Below are 20,958 nucleotides of genomic sequence, written 5' to 3' on the forward strand. Positions count from 1 at the left end.
TTCTTCCGCCGCGCGGGACCGTGCACCGTCACGATGGGAAGCGCCACCGTTCGAATCATCGATGTGCCGAGTGCCTCCCGAAGTGGTGAACATCTGCCGCCCGTTCTCGGGTTCTGGCTCAACTCCTGTGGTCCGCGCACGTTGAGTGACGAATTCGGCTCCTCGGCCTGACGGGGAAGCTGCTCAAGGTCGGGTTTCCCAGTCGATGCAGTGCTGCCCGGAAGGGTGCTCGTATGTCCCGGGCCAGTAGTGCTTGAACGGTGTGCCTGCTTCGAGGGAGCTGGCCAGGCGGTCGAACAGCTCGGTGAGGCTGGAGGCCCACTCGGTGCCGTCGATGTCGCCCGAGCCGATGCCCATCTCGTAGACGCGGCCGTATGTCAGGCCTGGGCGGTGGTCGATGAACGCGACCCCGCCGTCGTTGGGGTGTGCGAACGGCACCCACTGGTGGGCGTGACCGTTGAGTTCATCCTCCTCCCACAGCCCCGATGCGGTGTTCTCCTCCCCGAAGTCCGCAAGAATCCTGTGTTCTGAGGCGATGCGATCCGTGTGGTTGAGCCGATGCCCCAGCGGTAGAAAAGCCCCGGCCTGGAACAAGTTCACTTCCCGGGTGGGTTGTTGCTCGGTGACACCATTGTGGCGCTCCAGCAGTGCTCTCAGCTCCGGGTGCAGAGGAAATCCGAGCTGTGCTTCGAGCCTCGTGAGCTCCTCGGCAGTGGCGGGCGATTGCAAGGCGGCGTGGTCGGCGGGTGAGTGGGCGGACAGCCAGGACGCGAAACGGTTCCACGTCGTATCGAACGCGGTGAGGTCTATGCGAGTCATGCCGTGACCGTAGAGTGAGGCACTGACAAAGCCCTTCGCCGCAACTGTGCGCCATGCCAGCAGGACTCGTTTCCGGAGGAGTTGGAAGCCTGCTCGGCCGAACATCTGGCGCTTGAGCATCTTGATCCGGTTGACGTGTCCTTCGACGACGCCGGAGTTCCAGGGCAGGGTCAGGCCGGCGATGACGGCGTCGCGGTCGCGGTCGATGCCGGCGGCGAGGGTGTGGAGGCTGGGCAGGTCGTCCTGCCGGACGGCGTCGAGCCAGTCGGGCAGATGCTGGCCCTGGCGGTCGGTGAGCATGGTCGTGAAGGACCGGACGTGCCGGGTGAGCGCGTCGAGTTCGGGGCAGTGAGCCCGGACGACCTTGAGCTGGAGTGTCTCCGTCTCGGCGAGGCTCTCCGGGCGGCGGAGGACCCACCCGGCGACGGCCCGGGACGAGGGTGGCCGGGCCGTCACGGGTCGCGGTGAGGTCCGCTTCTTGTGCAGGTAGGCGCGAACGCGCTGGTAGCTGCCCTTGTAGCCGAGCGGCACGATCTCTTCCCACAGTGTCCAGGCGTTGGTGCAGCCGTCGTTCCAGCGGTCATCGAGGTAGGGCTTGTACTCATCGAGGACGGAGGGCCGGTTCTGCCATTGGCCAGTGAAGAGCTCCTCCGGTGTGGTGACGTCGGCGAAGCGTTTGACAGTGCGCCATGTCATGCCGAGTTGGCGGCCGATCGCGCGTCGGCTGTGCCCGGCCTCCAGCGGTGGGTGAACGGCAGCATGCCGGGCCCGGGTGCGGTCGGCGAACCTGTGCCCGGTCGGCCACGGTGAGCCGGACGAATCATCGGCCGGGGCAGCCTCGCCCACCGGTTTCGGCCCTCGGGGACGAGGACGCTCAGGCAGCGGCGGTGCTGGGCGACGGTCCGCTCGGCGGCTTCGCTCAGGTTGTGCCACAGATGCCACCGGTCCGCGACCTGCACAGCCTGCGGAGCCCCTGCAGCGGCATCCTCCGCGAATATCGGAGCCCGGTCGCGGCAGACCACCTCGATGCCCGGACGCTTGGTCAGCCACGCGGCCAGCGTCGAGGCCTCCCGGTCGGGCAGCAGATCGACCGGCCGACGTGTCTCGACGTCGACCAGCACCGTGCCGTAGTTGCGGCCCTTGCGCATGGCGTACTCGTCGACGCCGACCACCCGCGGGGCCGGGACCTCGGGCTCGGGCAGGGCCTCGATCAGCCGCAGGACTGTGCTCCGGCTGACGGGCACCCCGAAAACGCAGGCCAGGCGGGCACCGGCGCGACCGGCGAGCGCGAGACCGACGTTCGCCAGCGTGGACCGCAGCCCCTCGGTCCGCTGAGCGTGCCGCCGGGTCAGCCCCGGTATCTGCTCGACGAAGGTCCGCCGCCCGCACAACACGTTGCGACAGCCGAACCGGCGGACACACAGGGACAGCACCACCCGTCGCCCTCCACTCGGCACATCTGCGGGAAACCGCAGATAGGAGCCATGAACCCGGTTCGATGGGTCACCACAGCCAGAGCACTCGGCCCCTCCCGCCGCGGACTTCGCGTCGACCCGAACAACGTCTTTGTCCACGACGACCGACAGCACCACGACATCCGCGATCGACGGGAACAGCAACTCCTCCAGCCGGAGCACGACCTCTTGCACGGCCCTGAACTTCGGCCACAACCACAGGGTTGACGATCACTTTCGGGCAACTTCCCGGCGGCCGCTCCAGCCGTCAGCGATCACTCAGCGTGCGCGGACCACAGGAGTTGAGCCAGAACCCGTTCTCGTGCACAAAGCCAGGCGGAACAGCAGCGACGGGGAATCATGCTCCGTCGCACGCGCGAGCAGGAACTCGTCCGGCTCTTTCCACTCCAGCGTCTTCGCCAGCTTCCAGTTCAGATACCGGGCCACCTCGCGCAGGCGCCCGGTGCGGGTCCGCTTCCGCTCACCGTAGAACCGCAGCTCACCCACAGGAATCCGAAGGCGCTCGGAGAGCCGGGCCACCGCCGCCGGGGGCGCCGAAGCGACGTCGTCCGGAACGAACCCGATCCGCGGGAGAGTACACAGCTGAACCGCCAGCCCCAGCCAGTCCTTCGGACTACGGCCCCGGCCCGGATCGACGAACCCCACGTCCGCCGGTGTCAGAGTGAAGAACCGGATCAACTCTTCCCTCTTGACCTCCGGAAACCCACGCAGCTGCGCCAGCTCGTCATCTGTGAACACCCGCGTCGCCACAAGGCCCTCACCATCGCTCACGCGCGAACGCCCAGTCGTATCGACCGCTTACCGCACTGCGCGATGGACGATCCGGCGACCGCACACAACACGCGGAGATCACAGCAGATCAGGGGTGGTCGGAGCCACCACGAACGACAACTCGCCGGGTCCCCCGCCGGTCTGCCACACGGTGATGTCGGTCTCGTGGTCGTCCCCCTCGACGACGCGCAGGATGCGCTCGGCGGTGAGGAGGCGGTCGGAGAGGTCGTGGGGGCCGTGACGGTGATGCGGACGGCCAAGTGGTGGGAGATGCCGACGACGGCCTCGCCGGATTCCTCGCCGAGCGGGCCGGTGGGGTCGGCGGGATCGTCGTGGATCACGATGCCCTCGCCGGGGACGATGCGTGGGTCGGCGGTGTGGACGCGGCCGACGTCGGCGCGGATCTCGCAGAGTCCGGCGCCGAGGGCGGCGGCCAGGGCGACGGTGGTGGTGACGATGCCGGCCTGTCCCCCGGTGAGCGAACGGGCCGGGACGCCCTGGGAGTCGATGGTCAGGGCGAGGAGGGCGTCGGTGAAAGCGCCCACCACGACGACGTGGCGCTGTTGCGGATGGCGGCGACGCGGTGTATGCAGCCGGGGTCGGCCACGGAACTCCCGCCGTACTTCTGGACGATGAGCGTCATCGGGCCGCCTCCCCGGCGGTCGCGGCCGCGGCGAGCGGCGTGCAGGATCTCTCGACGGCCTCCACGAGGATCGAGCAGGCAGTGTCCAGGACGTCCTCGGTGATGTTGAAATCGCTGTCGCAGCACGCGAGCTCACGCAGTCCGGTCGGAGCCGGGCGAGCGGGATGGCAAGGCCCGGACGTGGTCGGGTGAGAGGTGCAGCTCATACGGCAGGCAGCAGTCGGAGCAGAGGGTCGCGACCAGTGTTCCGCAGGCGCAGACCTGGTTCAGTCCCCCATAGGGAGTCGCCCCGCAGCATGCGGTGGAGGCGTGCCGCGTCGTCAACCCGCGACAGTCGTCCGGGTTCATGACGATATTGCCTCGCGGCCCCTGCGAGACCAGCGGCTGCCCGTCGATGTTGCAGCGAGTTCCGTGGCGTGGCATCACCGGGCCGGGCGCCCCGGCAACGACGAGAGGCGCGCCGTACGGTTCCGTCTCGATCGCGTAGCAGCCCGACGGCACAGTGGCCGGCGACGGCCCCATTTCCTCCGCCTCCCACCAGGCGTAGTCGGGAGCCTCGGGCACCGCCGGCAGACGCTTCAGCGGCCCCGTCAGCGCAGCGCCGCAGGCGGCGCACGCAAACACGGTCATCTCCGGCCCGGTCTCCTCGACCATGGCGGAGTCGGGCACACCGGCCTCACCCCGATGACGCTGACCTTCCATGAAGGAACCGTACTGAGACGCGCCGATCGCCTCGCACCGCCTCCGCCCCGAAACCAGACGAACGCCGCCGTCCGGCCTCGGACAACCGTTTTCCGGGCGCGTCAGGGCCTGCGTCGGCCCGGGACGCGCCTGGAACGGCAGGCCGGCCTACCAGGCGATGACGACGAGCCCGTCACCGCCCTTGATACCGGCCGGGCCCGTCTCTCCCTTTGAACCAGGCTTCGAGTTCTGGTTCTCGGCAGTGGAGGAGATGGTGATGCCTACGATCCCGCCCATACCTCCACAGCCCACGTTTTTGCCCGCTGCGTACTTCCCTCCTCCGTTGCCGCCCTTGCCCACGCCCTCCGGCCGGTTGTAGGTCTTTCCGCCCGGCAGGGTGATGCTCGGAGCCGAGGCGGCAGGTCCAGTGCCGCCGGCGGCGTATTTCGCCGGACAGGACCTGGCCGGCGAACCCTCGGGGACCCCCCTGCCGGCCCGGCCGACCTTGCCCGCGCTTCCGGCTCCGCCAGTTGCGCCGACGGTGCACGAGCCGCCTCGCCACGTGGACACGTAGGGGAGCTTTTCGGCTCCCCCGGCAGCAGTGGTGGTTGCTCCGGGCCCGCCCGTGGAGCCCTTCGCGGTGCCGCGTCCGCCGCCTCCGCCACCTCCCCCTCCGGCTCCGCCGGCGGCGGGGCCGGACTGTCCGTAAATGCGGCTGTTCGGCGCGATCACCTCGGTGGACCCGCTGCTGGAGCCCTTGTTGCCGTTGGCGCCGCCGCTGCCGTTCTGGCCCCAGCCCCAGGTGCCGTTCCTGCCCGGGCTTCCGCCGCCACCGCCGGCACCGCCCTTCCCGCCGGCGCCGCCCTTGCCGACCCTGACGACGTACTCGCGGGCCGGCTCCGTCTGACAGCGGACGAAGGCACCGGCCGTGCCTGCGCCGCCTCCGCCGCCGCCACCTCCGGCCGCCCCGCCGCCACCGGGGCCTCCGGCGAAACCGAATCCCTGACCGCCGCCGCCACCTCCCCCGCCGCCTCCCCCGCCGGCGCCCCAGATGTAGAAGCGGAGCTGGGTGACGCCCTTCGGGGGCTGCCAGGGGTGCACGCCCGCGTTGAAGACCTTGTATCCGTGAGCGGGAGCCGAAGAGGCCGTCGGCGCCAGGTACCCGCCCAGTAGGCATGCTCCCGCCATCGCGCCGACCCACAGCCTGCGATGCACCATGCAATGGTCCTTTCCGCCCGGCCCGAAGCCGGGCAGCCTATGACTCGTGTGCGTCCCGGGGCCGCCCGAGTGGCACGGCCCGGTACGAGGGGGACGGTCAGGAACCGCTGGGCTCGTCCGCGCCGTTGAGGCCGGTGTTGAACTGCCGCGTCGAGCACGTGGCCGTGTCCACGAAGGTCCCGAACAGCTTGTTGAGCTGCTGCGGCCCGTCGTTGAACGCATTGCCGTTCGTGTGAGCCGACAGCGTGTCGGAACACGTGATCGTGTCCGCAGCGGCGGTCCCGGCCCCGGCCAGGCCCATGGCCCCGGCGAGCAGCGCTCCACCCGCAACGAGTGCCGCCGCGCTCTTGAGCTTCCTCATGTGTCCTCGTTTCCTTCCGCTCAGGTCACCGGCCCGATACGCACCGACCCGGCCAACCCGAACCACCGGGCCGGACACGGGCCCGTCACGGCCGACCATCCGAACGACGGATGATCATTTTTTGGCTGACCGTCACCATCTCCCCGAGGCACTACGGGCATTGACCTCGCGCACGCGCGCACGCAGCGCCTCGGAGTCGGCAGCGTGCGGCGACTTGGTCGAGCAGGTGCAGGCAAGAAGCGGGGTCGTGGGACGCAGATCGATCCCATGGGCAGTGGCCCACACGTAGATGCCGCCGTGCGGGCCGAGAAGCTGGAGCGGCGGGCGCCTCCGGCGGGGCCGGAGGAGTCGGCGGGGCCGGGGGCCGCGTGACGGCGACTTCGGGCGCCGCGCGGTGACCGAAGAGAGCCCTCGTGCGGGCGAAGAGGCGGGAGATGAAGTCCTTCACGTCATCAGCTCCACTTAGCTGGTGGCCGTGCCCCCCCCCGGGCCGTTAGCGCGGTCGCGGGGGTCTGTCGGAGCGCCACAATGGAGCGGGTCTGATCCCCGCCGATGCCGCGGCGGTGTGCCTGGTCGGCGGCTGGTGGCCCCACAAGGACATTGCCACCATCGACGCCGTCCTCTCCCAACTCACCCGGCCGCTGCACCTGGTGATCACCGGCACCCCGCTCGACCAGGAGACGCCGGCCCGTCGGCACCAGCTCCCGCAGGTCCGCCTGCACACCGTGCCCGGACCGGTCGGCGAGCAGGTCCTCCGCCTTGGCCACGCCGCCGCCGGCGCGGCCCTGGTCACCCGCCGCCCCGGAGTCGGCAAGGAATCCGGGCTGGTCATGGACGCCGCCCGCCTCGGCGTCCCCCTTCTCGTCTCCGACCACGACCCCGCCCTCGGCGTCCCGGCTGCCGGCATGGGGCTGTACGACTTCACCTCCCGTACGGCCAAGCGGCACCGCACCGAGATCCGGGAGCTGACCGGCCGGCACGAGTGCTCGGTCACCGACCAGATCAAGCTCGCCTCCCACCTGGTCGACGCAATCTGGCACGCCGAACGCCGCGAGGATCAAGTCCGCAGCGAGCTCTACCAGCGCATGCACCACGACCGGACCGAGCCGCCGACCCCGGACCAGGTCGCGTCGATCATTCCGCTCCGCGCTCCGCCAGGCCGACGAGCGGGCCGTCGCCGAAGTCGCCGCCCGCCTCGCGCAGGTCGAGGGCTGCCCGCGGCGCCTGGACTCTGGTCTTCACCGGCCTCACCGGGGCCCCGCGCCGACGCGGAACCCGGGGCGGCCCAGGCTCCCGGCGACCACGCGCGCTGAAGCACTTATCTCCTTGGAACTACGCGTCAGGCGAACGGCCCCTCCTCCAAGGAGACCCCATCCCACAGTGGTGACCATGCTGAACCGAGTAGCCGTACTGTCCGACATTCACGGAGTCCTGCCCGCCCTGGAGGCCGTGCTCGCCGAACCAGACGTGAGCACCGCCGATCGCATTGTGCTCACCGGCGACATCACCGCCGGTCCGCAACCGACGCAGGTTCTCGACCGGCTGACCTCTCTCGGCGACCGCGTTGTCTGGATCAGCGGCAACGCCGACCGTGAACTCCTCGAATACCGCCGCGGCCAACGCGACTCGATCCCCGATCCGATCGCTCCCTGGGCCGCCGAACAACTACGCGAAGACCATATCGACCTTCTCGGCCGACTGCCGCAATCACGCTCTCTGCCAGTACACGGCCTGGGGAAGGTGCTGTTCTGTCACGCCACCCCTCGGGACGATGAAGAGGTCGTCCTGGTCGACTCACGCCTCGACCGCTGGCGAGAAGTCCTCAGCGGGCTCGACACCGATATCCGCACGGTGGTCTGCGGGCACACACACATGCCGTTCGTCCGCCTTGCCCACGGCCGACTCGTGATCAACCCCGGCAGCATCGGCATGCCCTACGGACGGGCCGGGGCCCACTGGGCGCTCCTGGGCCCCGGCGTCGAACTACGCTCCACAGCCTTCGACGTCGAGGCAGCCATCACCCAGGTCACCGAGGACTCCTCTTACCCCGAAATCGCCGAGTGGGCCGACTACTTCCTCCACACGCGAGCGACTGACGCAGACGCTCTCGAAGCCTTCGCCCCTCGGGACGGACGCAGCCACGCACCGTGACATCGCGCGCCCATCAATGGCCGCACACCCCGGAATTCCGACTACTCGATCAACGACTCCTACCAGTACCGGACCCCTGGTTGTTCTCATAGAACGTCACCATCGGGGCCAGGAACGGCATTTCGCGCCGCAGCCGCTCGGCCACCGACGGCGTCAGCCGCTCACCGTTCGCCAGGGCCTGCCCGCTCTTGCCCACCGCGACCCTTCCCGTCCGAGGTGAAGTGGTACTTCGTCTCCGCCCCGTCCTCCATCAGCCCGGCCACGACCGCCCGGTTCCAGGCGTGCCAGATCCGTTCGGTCTCCGCCTCCGGGAACGGCAGTACCCCCGACGCTGTCGCCGACCGCGCGCTTCCACTTGTCCCTCCGGGCCTGCTTCGCGTTCCGGCCCAAGGCGGTTCCTCCTCGCCGCGATCCGACTATGGGTCCGTTGATGATCTACCCGGGGGCCGAGCCGAAGCGGACGCCCAGGGCTTGGACGCCTGTGGGCGCGTCCCATGTGGCGCCGACACCGACAAGTTCGCCCCATTGCCCGCTGCATGATCCGCTGGCGTAGAGGAAGGCAGTGTCGGTCGTGTCGTTGGAGAACCTCACCGCGCCCCCGGTGAGCGGAACGCAGGTGTCGCTGGGCGGGTCCTGGCCCTGGACAGTCTGCCCTGACGGTGTGACGTAGGTGTAGGTGCCGGACGCCGCCTGCGCGCTGCCTGCCGTTGCGTCAGCAGCGCGAGCACCGACGCTCCCGCCAGGACGGCTTTCCTGAGCTCTCACCGCCCCCATAGTGACCTCATAAGTCCTCCTCTGTCGGGCCGAATCCGGCACCTCAGTGGACGAAGCCAACACAGCGCAGCACGTCAGCCTTGGACAGAGCCCGGACAACGCTTCACCCAGAACAGGGAGGGCGGGCTTTTACGTTCAAAACGACAGCAAATACGCGGATCGGTGCTGACCCGTCGGACAGGCCCTGGCGGCCCCCGATCCGGCAGGCCGCATTCGCCCTTACGAGCGTCCGCCCTGCGGCCATCCCTGTGCGTCGAATACGGCGATGGGGTCCAGGTAGTCGCGCCAGTGCGTCACCTTGCGGTCCTTGATGGTCACGACGGAGACGAAGCGGTTGTCGTAGGGCTGCCCGGTCCGGACCGACTCACCGTGTACTTCGTATTCCAGGACGACCACCGAGGTCTTGGGGTCGTGGTGAACGCGGAGGTTGTCCGCACTGTGCAGCGTCATGTAGTCGCCGTAGTCGCTGTACAGGTCGACGATCCCCTGCCGTCCCTCGACCCGCCGGGGGTACCCCGGCACAGTGATCACGTACTCGAAGACCACGTCCTCGGCCAGCAGATCGTAGTAGTCCTCCCCGTCGACCAGGCCGTCCAGTCCTTCCTTGATGATGCGGAAGAACGGGCTGTTCGCCCCGACCAGGGGGGTGTCGTCGCCGACGGTCTTGGTCACTTCGCCTCCGAGGTCCAGGAAGGGGTGTTGCGCTCGGCGAACTCATGGAAGGTGGTGGCCGGTCGGCCGCTCACGAAGGCGATGGTATCGGCGACTTCACCGAAGGTGAGGGCGTGCGGGCCGCGACCGCCGCGGTGTCGGCTTCCGCCGGTGCCCGGTCGGCGTTGTGGATGCTCAGGTGGGTGAGGTGGTCCACCCCCACAACGACCGCACTCCCTCCGCCGAGTTCGGCGTCAAGGATGCCGGTGGCGCCACGACCGTGCTCGCCCTCAGCCGCTGACCACAGCGTCACGAGCACACGCTCCGGCAGCAAGGTATGCGTCAAGGACGGGAACTCCTCCCCCGTCGCAGCCGACCAACAGAACAAGTCGGCGCAGTCGAGCTCCTCAAGGCCCGTACGTTTGCGGCCCGCCGGGAATGTCCCGGTGTGCCGTCCCACTCTGCAGGACAGCGCCGGCTTGCCAAGAGCTCGAACGAGCGTCAGGAAAGGGGCCGATGGAGCGCGGTGACCTGCTGAAATTGCGCCCTGACCGGCGGTCTCGTACCGGTCGGGACCTTTGTGGCGCCCACGGCATCCGCGGATGCTTCGCCAGGCAAGGAGATATAGCCGATGCCCTTACGCGTTCAGATCCTCGTGTACGACGGGGTCGAGGAGCAGGACTTCATCGGGCCGCGTGACGTGTTCGGGCACGCTGTGCATGCGGGTGCCCAGGTGGAAACGACATTGGTACGGCCATCGGCTCCCGGCGAGGTGACGTGCTTCTTCGGCACCAAAGTCACGGTGCCGAACGCGTGGGAGCCCACCGATACCGATCTCCTGGTCGTGCCGGGCGGCGGTGACCAGCTGATCAAGGATCCGGATGTCCACCGGAACCTTGTACGGGCCCAGCAGGCGGGAGTCGTCGTCGCCGGTGTCTGCACGGGAGTGCTGGTCCTGTCCGCGGCAGGCTTGACCAAAGACCGTCCGTGTACGACACACCATCTCGCCAAGGCCGAACTGGCCGCCCAGGGAGGCAAGGTGGTCGACGCACGCGTCGTCGACGACGGGAACTTGGTGACCGCGGGCGGTGTCACCAGTGGAATCGATCTGGCGCTCTGGATGATCACCCGCGAGTGCGGATCGTCCATCGCCCTCGGCGTCGAGTCCCTCATGGAGTACGAACAGCGCGGCGTCGTCCGGCGCAGCTCCTGACCGTCGTCATGGGAACGTCCTCGCCGAACTCGGCGTGGCTCGGCGGCAGTCCGCAGGGGCTTCGCCGGTGGCCCGCGCCGATTCGTCGGGATGGTGCGGGGCACCGGCGTGCGCATGGGGTTCGTCGGCCGGTCCAAGCGGTCTCTCTCCGAGCGCGGCCCGTCAGCCGCCGAGCGTGCCGACGAACGCGTCCACCATCGCGGTCTGCGTCTCCTCGGGGAAGCACTGCGGGTCGAACAGGGCCTGGAGCACCAGGCCGTGGGCGAACGCGACGGCCGTCGCCGCGAGGCGGTCGGGGTCGGCGTCGGCCGGGAGTTCGCCGAGGTCGCGCGCGGCCTCCAGGTGGGGGCGGAGCGCGGCGCGCATGCGGGCGTAGCGCTCGCCCTGCCCGGCGCGGAGGCCCTCGTCGGCGAGGGCCTGGTCCCAGGAGCCGACCCAGACGCGGTTGCGGGCGGCGTTGTCCTCGCCGATCGGCAGGAGGTCGAGGAGCATCGCGCGGACGGTGGCGAGGCCGTCCTGGGGGCGGGGGCGGCGGGGGCGTTCGGCGCTGCTCCTCTCCAGGACGTCCAGCGCGTGGGCGACCAGGGCGCGTTTGGTCGGGAAATAGTGCATGAGCAGGCCCGTGGAGACGTTCATCTCGGTGGCCACGGCGCGCAGCGTCAGGCCGCCGAAGCCCTTGGCGGCCAGGACGCGCCACACCGCCTGCGAGACGTCCTCGCGGCGGGATTCGTGATCGACAGGAGCGGGAGGCATGGGGCTAGAGTACGTACCGAACGCTCGTTACGCACACTGACCGCCAATGGAGGACCCGTGTTCGCCCTGCCGCTCGACGACCACGCCCAGCTGCGCCCCCTGGAGCCCTGGCAGGCACAGGAGTTCCTCGACCACATCGAGCGCGCCCGGCCGACGGTGGATCCCTGGATCCCGTGGGCGACGCGCAGCACCGACCTGGAGTCCGCGACCGCCGTCCTCCAGCGCTACGCCGACGACCAGGCCAGGGACGCCGGCCGCATCTACGGCATCTGGCTGGACGGTGTGCTGGTCGGCGGCGTCATGTTCAGGCTCTTCGACGCCGCCGTGGGCGTCTGCGAGATCGGCTGCTGGCTGGAGGCGGCCGGGGAGGGACGCGGTCTGGTGCACCGGGCGAGCCGGGTGCTGATCGACTGGGCCTTCCGGGAGCGCGGGATGAGCCGCGTGGAGTGGCGGACCACCCCGGCCAACGAGCGCAGCCGCGAGGCGGCGCGCCGCCTGGGGATGAGCCTCGACGGCGTCCTGCGCCAGACGTATCCGTACCGGGGCGTCCGGCAGGACAGCGAGGTCTGGTCCGTCCTCGCCGGGGAGTGGCTCGGTCAGGAGGCCCCGGCGGCGGGCTGAGCCCGGCTCCGGCGGCGGGACGGCGGCCGGAGCGCGGGCAGCAGGCGGTCGTCCGGTGTCGGGGAGCGGCCCTCTTCGAGCCGGAAGAGGAAGGCGCGCAGGTCCGCCTCCAGTCCGCCGGCGAGGTGGGACTCGAAGTCGCGGACCGCGATGTCCTCGCCCTGCCCGCTCCGGGCGGCCAACTCCTCCCAGGTCCGGCGGTGTCCGGCCAGGTACTCCACGATCCGCCCCCGGTCCCGCCACCACTCCCGGACCGTTCGCGGAGTCCATCGTCGGTCGCCGTCGCAGCCGTAGCCGAGGAACGGGTCGGCCGCCGCCGCCTCCACCACGAGGGCGACCTCCGCGGGCGTCCGGGGCTGGCGGTACACGTACTCCGTGAAGTGCTCACCGCCGTACAGCACATGGCCGGGCGCCGACAGCCGTCCGGTCGCGCAGGTGTCGGTCCCGGCGCCGTAGAAGGGGCCCGGGACGTTGAGCCACAGCCGGTCCTCCCAGCGCCCCCGGAAGGCGTCCCGCGGTATCGGGCCGGCGGAGGACGGCGTCATGTGACGATCGTGGGCTCTCATACGCGGGCCCGGATCGCCGGTGCCGGGCGAGGCGGCCCTGCCCGGCGAGGCGCCCCGGCCCGCGGGCCGCATCCTCCGCTCACCGCCGCGCCCCGCTCACCGGCGCGCCGCCGCCAGCGGGATCCGCCACACCAGCTCCGTCCCGCCGCCGCCCCGCGTCTCCACGCGGAGCGCTCCCCCGTGGCGTTCCGCCCGCTCGGCGAGGTTGCGCAGGCCGCTGCGGCGTCCGGCGCCGGCCGGCATGCCCACGCCGTCGTCGGCGACGGTCAGGACCAGGTCCCGGCCGTCGTTGACCACGGCGACGTCCACCGCCCCGGCCTCCGCGTGCCGGGCCGCGTTCGTCAGCGCCTCGCCCAGGACGGCCACCGCGTCGTCCACCGCCTCGCGCGGCACCTGGGTGTCCAGCAGACCCTCCATGCGCAGGCTGGGGGCGAAGCCGAGGGCGGTGCCGGCCTCGGAGACGGCGCGGACGACGCGGGTGCGCAGGCCGTGCTGGGGGGCGGTCTCGCGGGAGCGGAGGCCGAAGATGGTGGAGCGGATGATCTTGATGGTCTCGTCGAGGTCGTCGACGGCGCGCTGGACGCGCTCGGCGGCCTCGGGGTGGTCGATGAAGCGGTCGGCGCTCTGCAGGGTCATGCCGGTGGCGAAGAGCCGCTGGATGGCGAGGTCATGGAGGTCGCGGGCGATGCGGTCGCGGTCCTCCAGCAGGGCCAGCTGCTCGGTGTCCGAGCGCCGTTCGGCGAGCTCCATGGCCAGGCCGGTCTGTCCGGCGAAGGCGAACAGCGGCTCGGTCTCGCGCTCGGAGAACTCCGCCCCGCCGGCCGCGCGGGCGAGCAGCAGCACCCCGTGGACCGCGTCGCCGGAGGTGACGGGCACGGCCACCGCGGGGCCGGCGGGCGCCTCGCCCGCGGTACGGGCCCGGGCCGGGCGGCCCTCGCTGAAGGCCTCGCCGCTCAGGGTGCCCTCCAGCGGCAGCATGCTGCCCCGCGGGGGCTCGTCCCCGGTCGCCGCCTCGACGGCCAGCGCCGTGCCGTCGGCCTCCGGCAGGGTGAAGACGGCCCGTTCGGCACCGGCGATCTCCCGGGCCAGCCGGGCGATGCGGGCGGTCACCTCGGCGCGCGGGCTGCCGGACATCAGGGCGGTGGTCACCTCCGCGCTCGCCCGCAGCCAGCGCTCGCGGCGCACGGCCTCCTCGTAGAGGCGCGCGTTGTCGATGGCGACGCCGGCCGCGACGGCGAGGGTGGCGAGCACCTCCTCGTCCTCGTCCTCGAAGTCCGCTCCCCCGCGCTTCTCGGTCAGGTAGAGGTTGCCGAAGATGTGGTCGCGGACGCGGATCGGCACCCCGAGGAAGGTGTTCATCGGCGGGTGGCCGGGCGGGAAGCCGTACGAGGCGGCGTGCTCGCAGATCTTCGGCAGCCGCAACGGCTCTGGGTGGTGGATCAGTTCGCCGAGGATGCCGTGGCCGGACGGATACGGGCCGATCGCCTCGATCTGATCCTCCGTCAGACCGACGGTGAGGAACTGCGACAGCGTCCGCCCGTCCGGCCCGATCACGCCCAGGGCGCCGTACCGGGCGTCGACGAGCACGACGGCCGCCTCGGTGATGCCGCGCAGCACCTGCTCCAGCTCCAGGCCGCGCCCGACCGACAGGACGGCCTCCAGCAGGTTGTGCACCCGGTCGCGGGTGCCGCGGGCGGTCTCGAGCCGGGCCTGGACCTCGTCCAGCAGTTCGTCCAGCCTGAGTTGCGGCAGCCGTACCGCCCTGGCCCCGGTGTTCTCCACGCCGCTCCTTGCCCCTCGCGCCCGGCCCCCGGGGGCGGTCGTTCCGCCCCACGACACCGTATCGCCGCCGGTCAGGGCGGTCCGCGCCGGGGGCGTCCGACGCCGCGGGACCCGGACGGTCAGGGCCGTTCCGGCAGCGCCCTCCCGGTCACCGACGCCGACCGCGGCTCCGGGCGCGGGATCCCGGCCCAGAAGCCGCACTGGTGGCCCGTCTCGAAGTCGTCCCGGAGGACGACCGCGTCGGGGGCGAGCGAGAGCGGCCGGTACGGGGCCGGGGCCGTCGCCGGCCAGCCGCCGCCGGGGTCGCCGGTGGCGGCGAAGCGGGACCAGGAGGCCATCATCGCGGCGGACAGCCGCCGTTGGGCCGGGTCGAGACGGAGGTTCCCGGCCGGGCGGTAGTCGAACAGGTAGGGAGTGTCGGATCCGTGGTAGGCGCCCAGGGGGAAGTCCGGTGTCCGGGCGTAGAGGTTGGGCGCGGCCCGGTCGGCGAACTCGTAGGCGAAGGTACGGGCGGGCTCCGCGGTGGCGAACCGGCGCGCCGCTTCCCGCGTGGGGCAGGCGACCAGGTAGTCCCCGTACGCGGCGGCGAACGCGAGGCGGTGGTCGCCGCCGTACGCCGAGGCCGGATAGTGCGCGGCGACCTGCGGGGCGTCCGTCCCGAACAGGGCGGCGAGGACGACCGGATAGGTCACCGCGTCGAGCGGAGTGCCCTGGGCCTCCACGGCGGCGGCGCCGATGGTCCCCTCGTCCAGCGCGCTGCCCGTCAGCACCGGCACCCTGGCGTGCCCGCCCGCGGCGATGACCTCTCCCGGCGGCCGGGGAAGGACGGGTGTGCCCGAGACCTGCCACCAGGGGGCGGCGCCGGTCGTGGGCACCTTCAGCAGTTGGGCGGCCGTCCTGCTCCGCAGGCATGCCAGGACAGCGCCGGAGGAACCGAGGCAGCCCGCGCCGGCCGCGAACGCCCGGCCGGCGGACTCGGCTTCGGCGACCGGGCGGGAGGCAAGGCCGCAGGGGGCGCTGTGGACGAGGGCGCGTGCGAAGAGGCCGCGCGATCCGGGGGCCACCAGGTGGGCGCAGACGCTCAGTCCGCCGGACGAGAGGCCGCCCGCGGTGACGTTCGCCGGGTCCCCGCCGAAGGCCGCCGCGTTGGCCCGGGTCCAACGGAGCGCGGCCTGCTGGTCCATGAGACCGTAGTCGCCGGATCCGGTGTCCGGGGCCTCGGCGGCCAGGGCGGGGTGGGCCAGGTAACCGAAGGCGCCCAGGCGGTAGTTGGCGACGACCACGACCATGTCACCGGCGCGGGCGAGGCGGGAGGCGTCGTAGTTCGCCCCGCTCCCGTACATGAACGCCCCGCCGTGGAACCACACCAGCACCGGCTTCCCGCCGCCGCCCTCCGGCGGGGTGAAGACGTCGAGGTACAGGCAGTCCTCGTTGGTGCTCTCCACGCTCCCCAGCTCGGCACCGGCCGGCTGTGCGCACGCCCCCGCGTAGGCGGTGGCGTCCCGGACCCCGGACCAGGAGCCCACGGGCCCCGGCGGCCGCCACCGCCGCTCCCCCACCGGCGGCGCGGCGAACGGCACCCCGAGGAACGCCCGGCCCCGGTCGGTGACCAGTCCGCGCACCGTCCCCGCGTCCGTGGTGACGACCGCGGAATCGCGCGGCGCCCGCGCTCCCGCCGGGGCCGGAGCCCCGCCGAGGAGGGCGAGCAGGGCGAGGAGGAAAGGGAGGAGCAGCCTGCGCGAGGTGGCCATGGGACATGTGTACCCACGATGCGGACGGGGATCTTCCGCACGGGGCGGGGTACATGCGGTCGGCCGTTCACCGGTGGTGGCAGCCGTGCTCGTCAGGGCGTGCAGCCGCGGCTCGGCCCGGACCCGGCCGGGCAGCCCTTGCCCGACGCACCTGGCGTACCTGGCGTACCGGCCGCCGTGCACCGGTGGTCTCGAATCCGAGCGCACGTCTCACTCCAGGTAGTGAAAGGTCGGCGGCGGATGCATCAGGAAGTCGTGATGCGAGATGTTCCATGCGTAGGCCCCGGCCATCGCGAAGGCCACCCGGTCGCCTGCCCGTAGCGCGGTCACCTCGATCCGGCGGGCGAAGACATCCCTGGGTGTGCAGAGCTGCCCGACCAGCGTCACCGGTTCCCGGTGGACTGCCGGGCGGGGCCGGGCACGTGGCCACCCCTCCATCGGCAGGACGGTGAAGGGGTGGTCGTGTCCCCTGGCTGCCGGGGTGCGCATGTGGTGCGTGCCACCGCGGAGGACTGCGAACGCCTCGCCATGGCTGTGCTTGATGTCGAGCACATCGGTGACGTACCACCCGCCATAGGCGGTCACCGACCGCCCCGGTTCGGCACGGAGCGTCAAACCCTCGTGGCCCGAGAGGAGACCGCGCAGGCCACGGCCGTAGGCCTGCCAGTCGAACCGCGCGTGGGGGCGTGCGTAGTCGACGGCCATGCCTCCGCCGACGTTGACCTCGGCGAGGTCGAAGCCGTGCCGTCCGGCGAATTCCCCTGCCCAGGTGGTGATGTGGCGGGCCACGGCCACCTGCGCCCGGGCGTCGAGCCCGCTGGCCAGGTGTACATGGATGCCGCGCAACCGCACCCGGCCGCCGCCCGGGAGCGGCAGGCAGGATGCCGCGCCGTCCGGGTCGAGTCCGAACGGCGTGGGGCGACCGCCCATGGCCAGCGCGGCGCGGTCCATGTGGCCGTCCGGTACCGGCAGGTTGACGCGGAGGAGCAGGTCCAAGGGGGCGCGGGCGAGAGCGCCGAGCAGCCGGAGCTCGTGCGCGCTCTCCACGTGGACGCGTTCGACGCCGAGTTCCAGGGCGAGTCGCAGTTCCTCCTCCGTCTTGCCGGGGCCGCCGAAGGCCATGGGCGATCCCGGCACGACGCGCCGGACATGGGTCAGCTCACCACCGGAGGACACCTCGTAGCCGTGCACATGGGGAGCGAGGGCGCGCAGGATCTCGGGGGCCGGGTTGGCCTTGACCGCGTAGTACAGCTCGACCCGTTCGGGGAGGGCCGCGCGGATCACGCGGGCGTCCCGGTCGAGGGCGGCGAGATCGTGGACGTAGGCGGGGAGTTGCCCGGGTGCCAGCCGTCCGGCGTGGGCGGCGACGCGGGGCTCGATCACCGTACGGCACCTTTCCGGGGGTGGGGCAGGGGCTCGCGCGCGGCAGATGCGGCCAGGGCGTCCCGGAGCGGCCCGGCCCAGGCTCCGTCGCGCCACTGGGCGGTGGGGCCGTGGAAGCGGTGCGCACCGATCGGCGAGTGCCGCCGCGGGCGGACGCGGAGCAGGACACCGGAGCGGGGCAGCCGCACCGGCACACGCCCGTCGGCCGCCGGTACGTCGGGGACTGCCGGTACGTCGGGGACCGCGGTCATCCCTCCGCCCCCGGGCCCCGTCGCAGCAGATAGTTGGGCCCGTCGACATAGTGCTTGTTGATGTCCGCCGCGCCCGAGCGGGCCTTGGTGAACAGCGTGCCGGCGGTGACCATCGCCTTGACCGGCAGCCGCGGCGCCTCCAGCACCCGGGCGCGCAGCACCGCGGCCGGGCCCGGGGGAAGCCGGCCCGTGGCCGCGGCGAGCCGGGCCCGCAGCAGCGCCAGATGGTCGTCGAGCGAGCCCCGGCCGAGCTCGGCGAGTTCGAAGGCGAGGGCGGCCGCGCAGAGATGGACGGTCACGGTGGTGAACAGATCGGCCAGCGGACCGTCGTCGGCGGCGAAGGCCCGCGGGTCGGTGAAGCCCAGCAGGGCATCGTCGGCGGCCGCCTCGCCGAGCCGCTCGGCAAGGCGGGCGCGGTGCACACGCGGCCCGTCGTTGTCCTTGAACAGCAGCCGCAACCGGGGGCGGCCGCCCTGCTCGTCGAGGACGATCGAGGTGTTCTGCTGATGCGATTCGAGCGCGACGCCGTAGGAGAAGAGGGTGGTGTGCCAGTCCAGCAGCAGCCGGAGGTAGGCGTCGAGCAGTGCGGCCGTCGAGCCGCCGTAGTAGCGCTCGGCGAGCACGTCCACGACGAGACGGCCCCGGGGGTCGGTGGCGAGCAGGGCGGCGACGGGAAGGACATGGGCGTCCTCGAGGCCGTCCGGGTAGCGGCGGACGAGTGCGGCGAGCAGTTCGTGACCGGCGCCGAGGTGGGTGCCCTCGTCGGTGAGGAGCACGGTGCCGGCGAAGCGGGGCTCGCGGGCCGCGATCTCCGCCAGCAGCCGCTGCCCGCACTCCCCCTGGGCCAGCACGCCGGGTTTGATGGTGCGCCGGTTGAGCAGTCCCAAGGTGGCTGTGGGCAGCGGCAGTTTGAGGTGGAGGCCGGGGTCGTCGACGGCGGCGACCGTCCGCATGGAGAGTGTGGGCACCACCTCCAGCCACGACTTCTCGGCGAACCGTGCGCGGCCTGCCGGGCCGGCGGCGTCCGCCGCCCCGGTGAGCACGTCATCGGCCGTGAGCGGGTGGACGGGCAGCGGCAGGCTCCCCTCACCGGCCCCGGTCAGGCCGAGGAAGGCCGGTGTCGGCCACCAGTCCGGCAGCCGGGCGTGCCGCCCGAGGGTCACCGCATCACCTGGCAGCACCAGCCAGCGCAGTCGGAAGCTCTCCCGGAACTCCGGTGCGTAGGAGAGGAGTTGGGATTCGGAAAGCCCTCTGCGCACCCGGCCGGTCGGGTAGACGGGATGGTCCCGGAAGGCCGCCAGCGCCTCGAAGGCGAGCGCGCCCCGCATTCCCGTCCACTCCCCCGCGGGCCCGAGTTCCTCGGCGAGCCGTGCCGTCACGCGCGGTCGTTCCCGTCGCTGGAGCCGCGCCGTGGCGACCGCCTGGTCGCACTCGGCCCGGAAGGCGTCGAATCCCGGCAGGTCCGGCTCGGGTACGGCCGCGCGCAGCCGGTCCAGCACGGCGCCGAGGCCGGGCGTCGGACGGACCCGGATCTCGCACTGGAAGCCGTCGGGGCGGACGGGGATCTCGGCCATGGGGAGCCGGAGCCAGTCGCCGTCGGACCGCCGCTCGACGACCGCTCCGGGGCGCAGGCCGTAGGGATCCTCCCGCAACAGGGCGCCCAGGGCCCGGGCGAAGACGTCGCTCTCCTCCACCCCCTCCGCCACCTCCGCCGTCATACGAGCTCCCAGTGATGCTCTGCGCGGAATGCCGCCACGACACGGCCGATCCGGTCCTGGTCGGGGCCGGTTGCCCGCACGATGCCGAGCTGGTCGCGGTCCGAGTGGTGGAGGAGACGCTCCTCGCCGACCTCGCGCATCGGCCGGTAGACCAGCCGTACCTCGTCCCGTTCATACTCCACAGGCCCGGGCGCCGCCTTGAGCCTTCCGCCGCGTTCGGCGAGCACGGCCTCGATGCGGAGCGCTCTTCGTGCGGTCCGGGCACCGAGGCAGGCCGGGAGCGGTCGGCCGAGGTGGGTGCGGAGGATGTGCTCGAACAACGGAATGGACAGTGCGTCGGCGAGGCCGAGATCGGCGTGGTCCCCGATGGAGCGGTAGTTGACCTCGATGACGCGGGCGCGGTCACCCTGGATCACAAACTCGGTGTGGCAGGACCCGAATCCGACACCGAGGGCCCGCAGCCGCTCGACGACCTGCTCCGTGTGCGGCCGGGGCGTCTCGGGCAGCAGATCCCCGCGCAGCAGGACGAAGTGCGGTGGTGCGACGCCGACTTCGTGGAAGGATCCGAGGATGTGCAGGGCGTGCCCGTCGCCCAGGGTCTCCAGGGTGTGCACGGGCCCGGGCAGATACTCCTCGACGACCAGGGGCAGACCGGGCCGCCGGGCCCACACCTCCCGGCAGTGCCGGAGCAGCCGCCCGCCGTCCTCGACGAGCCCGACGTCCTCACCGGCCACGCCCTCACGGGGTTTGACCACACAGGGGAACGGCGGCCGGATGCTCTCCGCCTCTCCGGGACTGCTCAACTCCGCACTCCATAGGGCCTCCAGGCCCGACTCGGCCAGAGCGCGACGCATGTGCGCCTTGTTCTTGGTCCGCAGGGCGGCCCGCCAGTCCTTGCCCGGCAGCCCGAACCAGTCGGCGGCCAAGGCGGCTTGCACCTGGAGGTGGTCGCTGTTGGTGAACACGGCCTCGGGCCGGCGGTCGTGCGCCGCTATGCGGGCGATCACCTCACGGAAGTCACGCACCTCGCAGGGGACGATGTCGATCCGGGGCCAGGCGTTCCCGGCATTCCCACCGCACCGCTCGTAGGCCCGCCGGTGGGCGTCGGGCGCGTCGGTGAGCAGCATGACATCCAGCCCCAGCCGGGCGGCGGCGGGGAGGTAGCCCTCGGTGACGGAATCGGTGGGAGTCAGCGCGAGCAGATGCATCACGGGGGAGACACTAGGACTGCCGTCGGCGACCCTGTCAATCACCCTGTGGAGGCGCCTGGTTGTCATGGGTGCACGCCGAACGCCGCAAGCCGGTTGCCCCGTAACCTCCGCCCTGCCGCAGCGTTAGCCGACCGGTATGAGGAGCAGATCATTCTGCTTCCGGCT

At 71.7% G+C, this 20,958-nt stretch carries 23 protein-coding genes; 4 read left to right on the forward strand and 19 right to left on the reverse strand.

The window, feature by feature from the left end; translation table 11 throughout:
* Positions 1-183: 183 nt before the first annotated feature.
* The 8 genes from AB8735_RS03520 to AB8735_RS03555 all read right to left on the reverse strand — a co-directional run bounded on the left by AB8735_RS03520 (position 184) and on the right by AB8735_RS03555 (position 5,968).
* A complete protein-coding gene (locus AB8735_RS03520) occupies positions 184-1,515 on the reverse strand; it encodes an SMI1/KNR4 family protein (RefSeq protein ID WP_372405290.1) in 1,332 nt (443 codons plus the stop codon).
* Positions 1,512-2,468, reverse strand: coding sequence for an ISL3 family transposase (locus AB8735_RS03525; protein ID WP_372411766.1), 957 nt, complete (start codon positions 2,466-2,468; stop codon positions 1,512-1,514). Before AB8735_RS03525 ends, AB8735_RS03520 begins: the two co-directional genes overlap by 4 nt.
* Positions 2,469-2,552: 84 nt before the next feature.
* Complete coding sequence (locus AB8735_RS03530; protein ID WP_372405292.1) at positions 2,553-3,065, reverse strand: DUF4158 domain-containing protein; 513 nt, start codon at positions 3,063-3,065, stop codon at positions 2,553-2,555.
* Positions 3,062-3,610, reverse strand: coding sequence for a hypothetical protein (locus AB8735_RS03535; RefSeq protein WP_372405293.1), 549 nt, complete (start codon positions 3,608-3,610; stop codon positions 3,062-3,064). The genes AB8735_RS03530 and AB8735_RS03535 overlap by 4 nt, the downstream gene beginning before the upstream one ends.
* On the reverse strand, positions 3,577-3,708 hold the full coding sequence (locus AB8735_RS03540; protein WP_372405294.1) for a hypothetical protein: 132 nt from the start codon (positions 3,706-3,708) through the stop codon (positions 3,577-3,579). Before AB8735_RS03540 ends, AB8735_RS03535 begins: the two co-directional genes overlap by 34 nt.
* 132 nt (positions 3,709-3,840) lie before the next feature.
* Entirely contained in the window at positions 3,841-4,410 is a 570-nt protein-coding gene (locus AB8735_RS03545; protein ID WP_372405295.1) for a hypothetical protein, read from the reverse strand.
* A gap of 147 nt (positions 4,411-4,557) precedes the next feature.
* Positions 4,558-5,607, reverse strand: coding sequence for a hypothetical protein (locus tag AB8735_RS03550; RefSeq protein ID WP_372405296.1), 1,050 nt, complete (start codon positions 5,605-5,607; stop codon positions 4,558-4,560).
* A gap of 97 nt (positions 5,608-5,704) precedes the next feature.
* Positions 5,705-5,968 (reverse strand): hypothetical protein, encoded by a 264-nt coding sequence (locus tag AB8735_RS03555; protein WP_372405297.1) that lies wholly within the window; start codon positions 5,966-5,968, stop codon positions 5,705-5,707.
* Between the two features lie 563 nt (positions 5,969-6,531).
* Between AB8735_RS03555 and AB8735_RS03560 the strand changes: the two genes are divergently transcribed.
* Both AB8735_RS03560 and AB8735_RS03565 read left to right on the forward strand, forming a co-directional pair.
* Positions 6,532-7,281: a hypothetical protein gene (locus AB8735_RS03560; protein ID WP_372405298.1), complete on the forward strand. Its 750-nt coding sequence runs from the start codon at positions 6,532-6,534 to the stop codon at positions 7,279-7,281.
* Positions 7,282-7,357: 76 nt separating this feature from the next.
* Entirely contained in the window at positions 7,358-8,119 is a 762-nt protein-coding gene (locus tag AB8735_RS03565; RefSeq protein ID WP_372405299.1) for a metallophosphoesterase, read from the forward strand.
* Between the two features lie 49 nt (positions 8,120-8,168).
* Here AB8735_RS03565 and AB8735_RS03570 read toward each other — a convergent pair whose 3' ends face one another.
* The 3 genes from AB8735_RS03570 to AB8735_RS03580 all read right to left on the reverse strand — a co-directional run bounded on the left by AB8735_RS03570 (position 8,169) and on the right by AB8735_RS03580 (position 9,890).
* A complete protein-coding gene (locus AB8735_RS03570) occupies positions 8,169-8,315 on the reverse strand; it encodes a hypothetical protein (protein WP_372405301.1) in 147 nt (48 codons plus the stop codon).
* A 797-nt stretch (positions 8,316-9,112) separates the two neighbouring features.
* Positions 9,113-9,565 (reverse strand): nuclear transport factor 2 family protein, encoded by a 453-nt coding sequence (locus AB8735_RS03575; RefSeq protein WP_372405302.1) that lies wholly within the window; start codon positions 9,563-9,565, stop codon positions 9,113-9,115.
* Positions 9,566-9,635: 70 nt separating this feature from the next.
* Complete coding sequence (locus AB8735_RS03580; RefSeq protein ID WP_372405303.1) at positions 9,636-9,890, reverse strand: hypothetical protein; 255 nt, start codon at positions 9,888-9,890, stop codon at positions 9,636-9,638.
* A 285-nt stretch (positions 9,891-10,175) separates the two neighbouring features.
* Between AB8735_RS03580 and AB8735_RS03585 the strand changes: the two genes are divergently transcribed.
* Complete coding sequence (locus AB8735_RS03585) at positions 10,176-10,757, forward strand: DJ-1/PfpI family protein (protein WP_372405305.1); 582 nt, start codon at positions 10,176-10,178, stop codon at positions 10,755-10,757.
* A gap of 162 nt (positions 10,758-10,919) precedes the next feature.
* On the opposite strand, the gene AB8735_RS03590 is transcribed toward AB8735_RS03585, so the two are convergent.
* A complete protein-coding gene (locus AB8735_RS03590) occupies positions 10,920-11,510 on the reverse strand; it encodes a TetR/AcrR family transcriptional regulator (protein WP_344027002.1) in 591 nt (196 codons plus the stop codon).
* A gap of 57 nt (positions 11,511-11,567) precedes the next feature.
* On the opposite strand from AB8735_RS03590, the gene AB8735_RS03595 reads away from it, so the two are divergent.
* The gene (locus tag AB8735_RS03595) at positions 11,568-12,131 is read left to right on the forward strand and encodes a GNAT family protein (RefSeq protein WP_344027004.1); all 564 of its coding nucleotides are present in this window, start codon (positions 11,568-11,570) and stop codon (positions 12,129-12,131) included.
* Here AB8735_RS03595 and AB8735_RS03600 read toward each other — a convergent pair.
* From AB8735_RS03600 to AB8735_RS03630, 7 genes are all read right to left on the reverse strand, one after another.
* Positions 12,107-12,676 carry a ferredoxin gene (locus AB8735_RS03600; protein ID WP_372405307.1) on the reverse strand — a complete coding sequence of 190 codons (570 nt, stop codon included), beginning with the start codon at positions 12,674-12,676 and terminating at the stop codon, positions 12,107-12,109. The genes AB8735_RS03595 and AB8735_RS03600 overlap by 25 nt on opposite strands.
* A gap of 117 nt (positions 12,677-12,793) precedes the next feature.
* The gene (locus AB8735_RS03605) at positions 12,794-14,479 is read right to left on the reverse strand and encodes a GAF domain-containing protein (RefSeq protein ID WP_372405309.1); all 1,686 of its coding nucleotides are present in this window, start codon (positions 14,477-14,479) and stop codon (positions 12,794-12,796) included.
* Between the two features lie 119 nt (positions 14,480-14,598).
* Positions 14,599-16,230 carry a carboxylesterase/lipase family protein gene (locus AB8735_RS03610; RefSeq protein ID WP_372405310.1) on the reverse strand — a complete coding sequence of 544 codons (1,632 nt, stop codon included), beginning with the start codon at positions 16,228-16,230 and terminating at the stop codon, positions 14,599-14,601.
* Positions 16,231-16,440: 210 nt separating this feature from the next.
* The gene (locus AB8735_RS03615; RefSeq protein ID WP_372405312.1) at positions 16,441-17,613 is read right to left on the reverse strand and encodes a type III PLP-dependent enzyme; all 1,173 of its coding nucleotides are present in this window, start codon (positions 17,611-17,613) and stop codon (positions 16,441-16,443) included.
* Positions 17,610-17,864, reverse strand: coding sequence for a hypothetical protein (locus tag AB8735_RS03620; RefSeq protein ID WP_372405314.1), 255 nt, complete (start codon positions 17,862-17,864; stop codon positions 17,610-17,612). The genes AB8735_RS03615 and AB8735_RS03620 overlap by 4 nt, the downstream gene beginning before the upstream one ends.
* Positions 17,861-19,582 (reverse strand): IucA/IucC family protein, encoded by a 1,722-nt coding sequence (locus AB8735_RS03625; protein WP_372405316.1) that lies wholly within the window; start codon positions 19,580-19,582, stop codon positions 17,861-17,863. Before AB8735_RS03625 ends, AB8735_RS03620 begins: the two co-directional genes overlap by 4 nt.
* A complete protein-coding gene (locus AB8735_RS03630) occupies positions 19,579-20,790 on the reverse strand; it encodes an acetyl-CoA carboxylase biotin carboxylase subunit family protein (RefSeq protein WP_372411767.1) in 1,212 nt (403 codons plus the stop codon). The genes AB8735_RS03625 and AB8735_RS03630 overlap by 4 nt, the downstream gene beginning before the upstream one ends.
* Positions 20,791-20,958: the final 168 nt, after the last annotated feature.

This window comes from Streptomyces luteireticuli, assembly GCF_041519305.1.
In the GTDB taxonomy this organism is placed as follows: Bacteria; Actinomycetota; Actinomycetes; order Streptomycetales; family Streptomycetaceae; genus Streptomyces; species Streptomyces luteireticuli.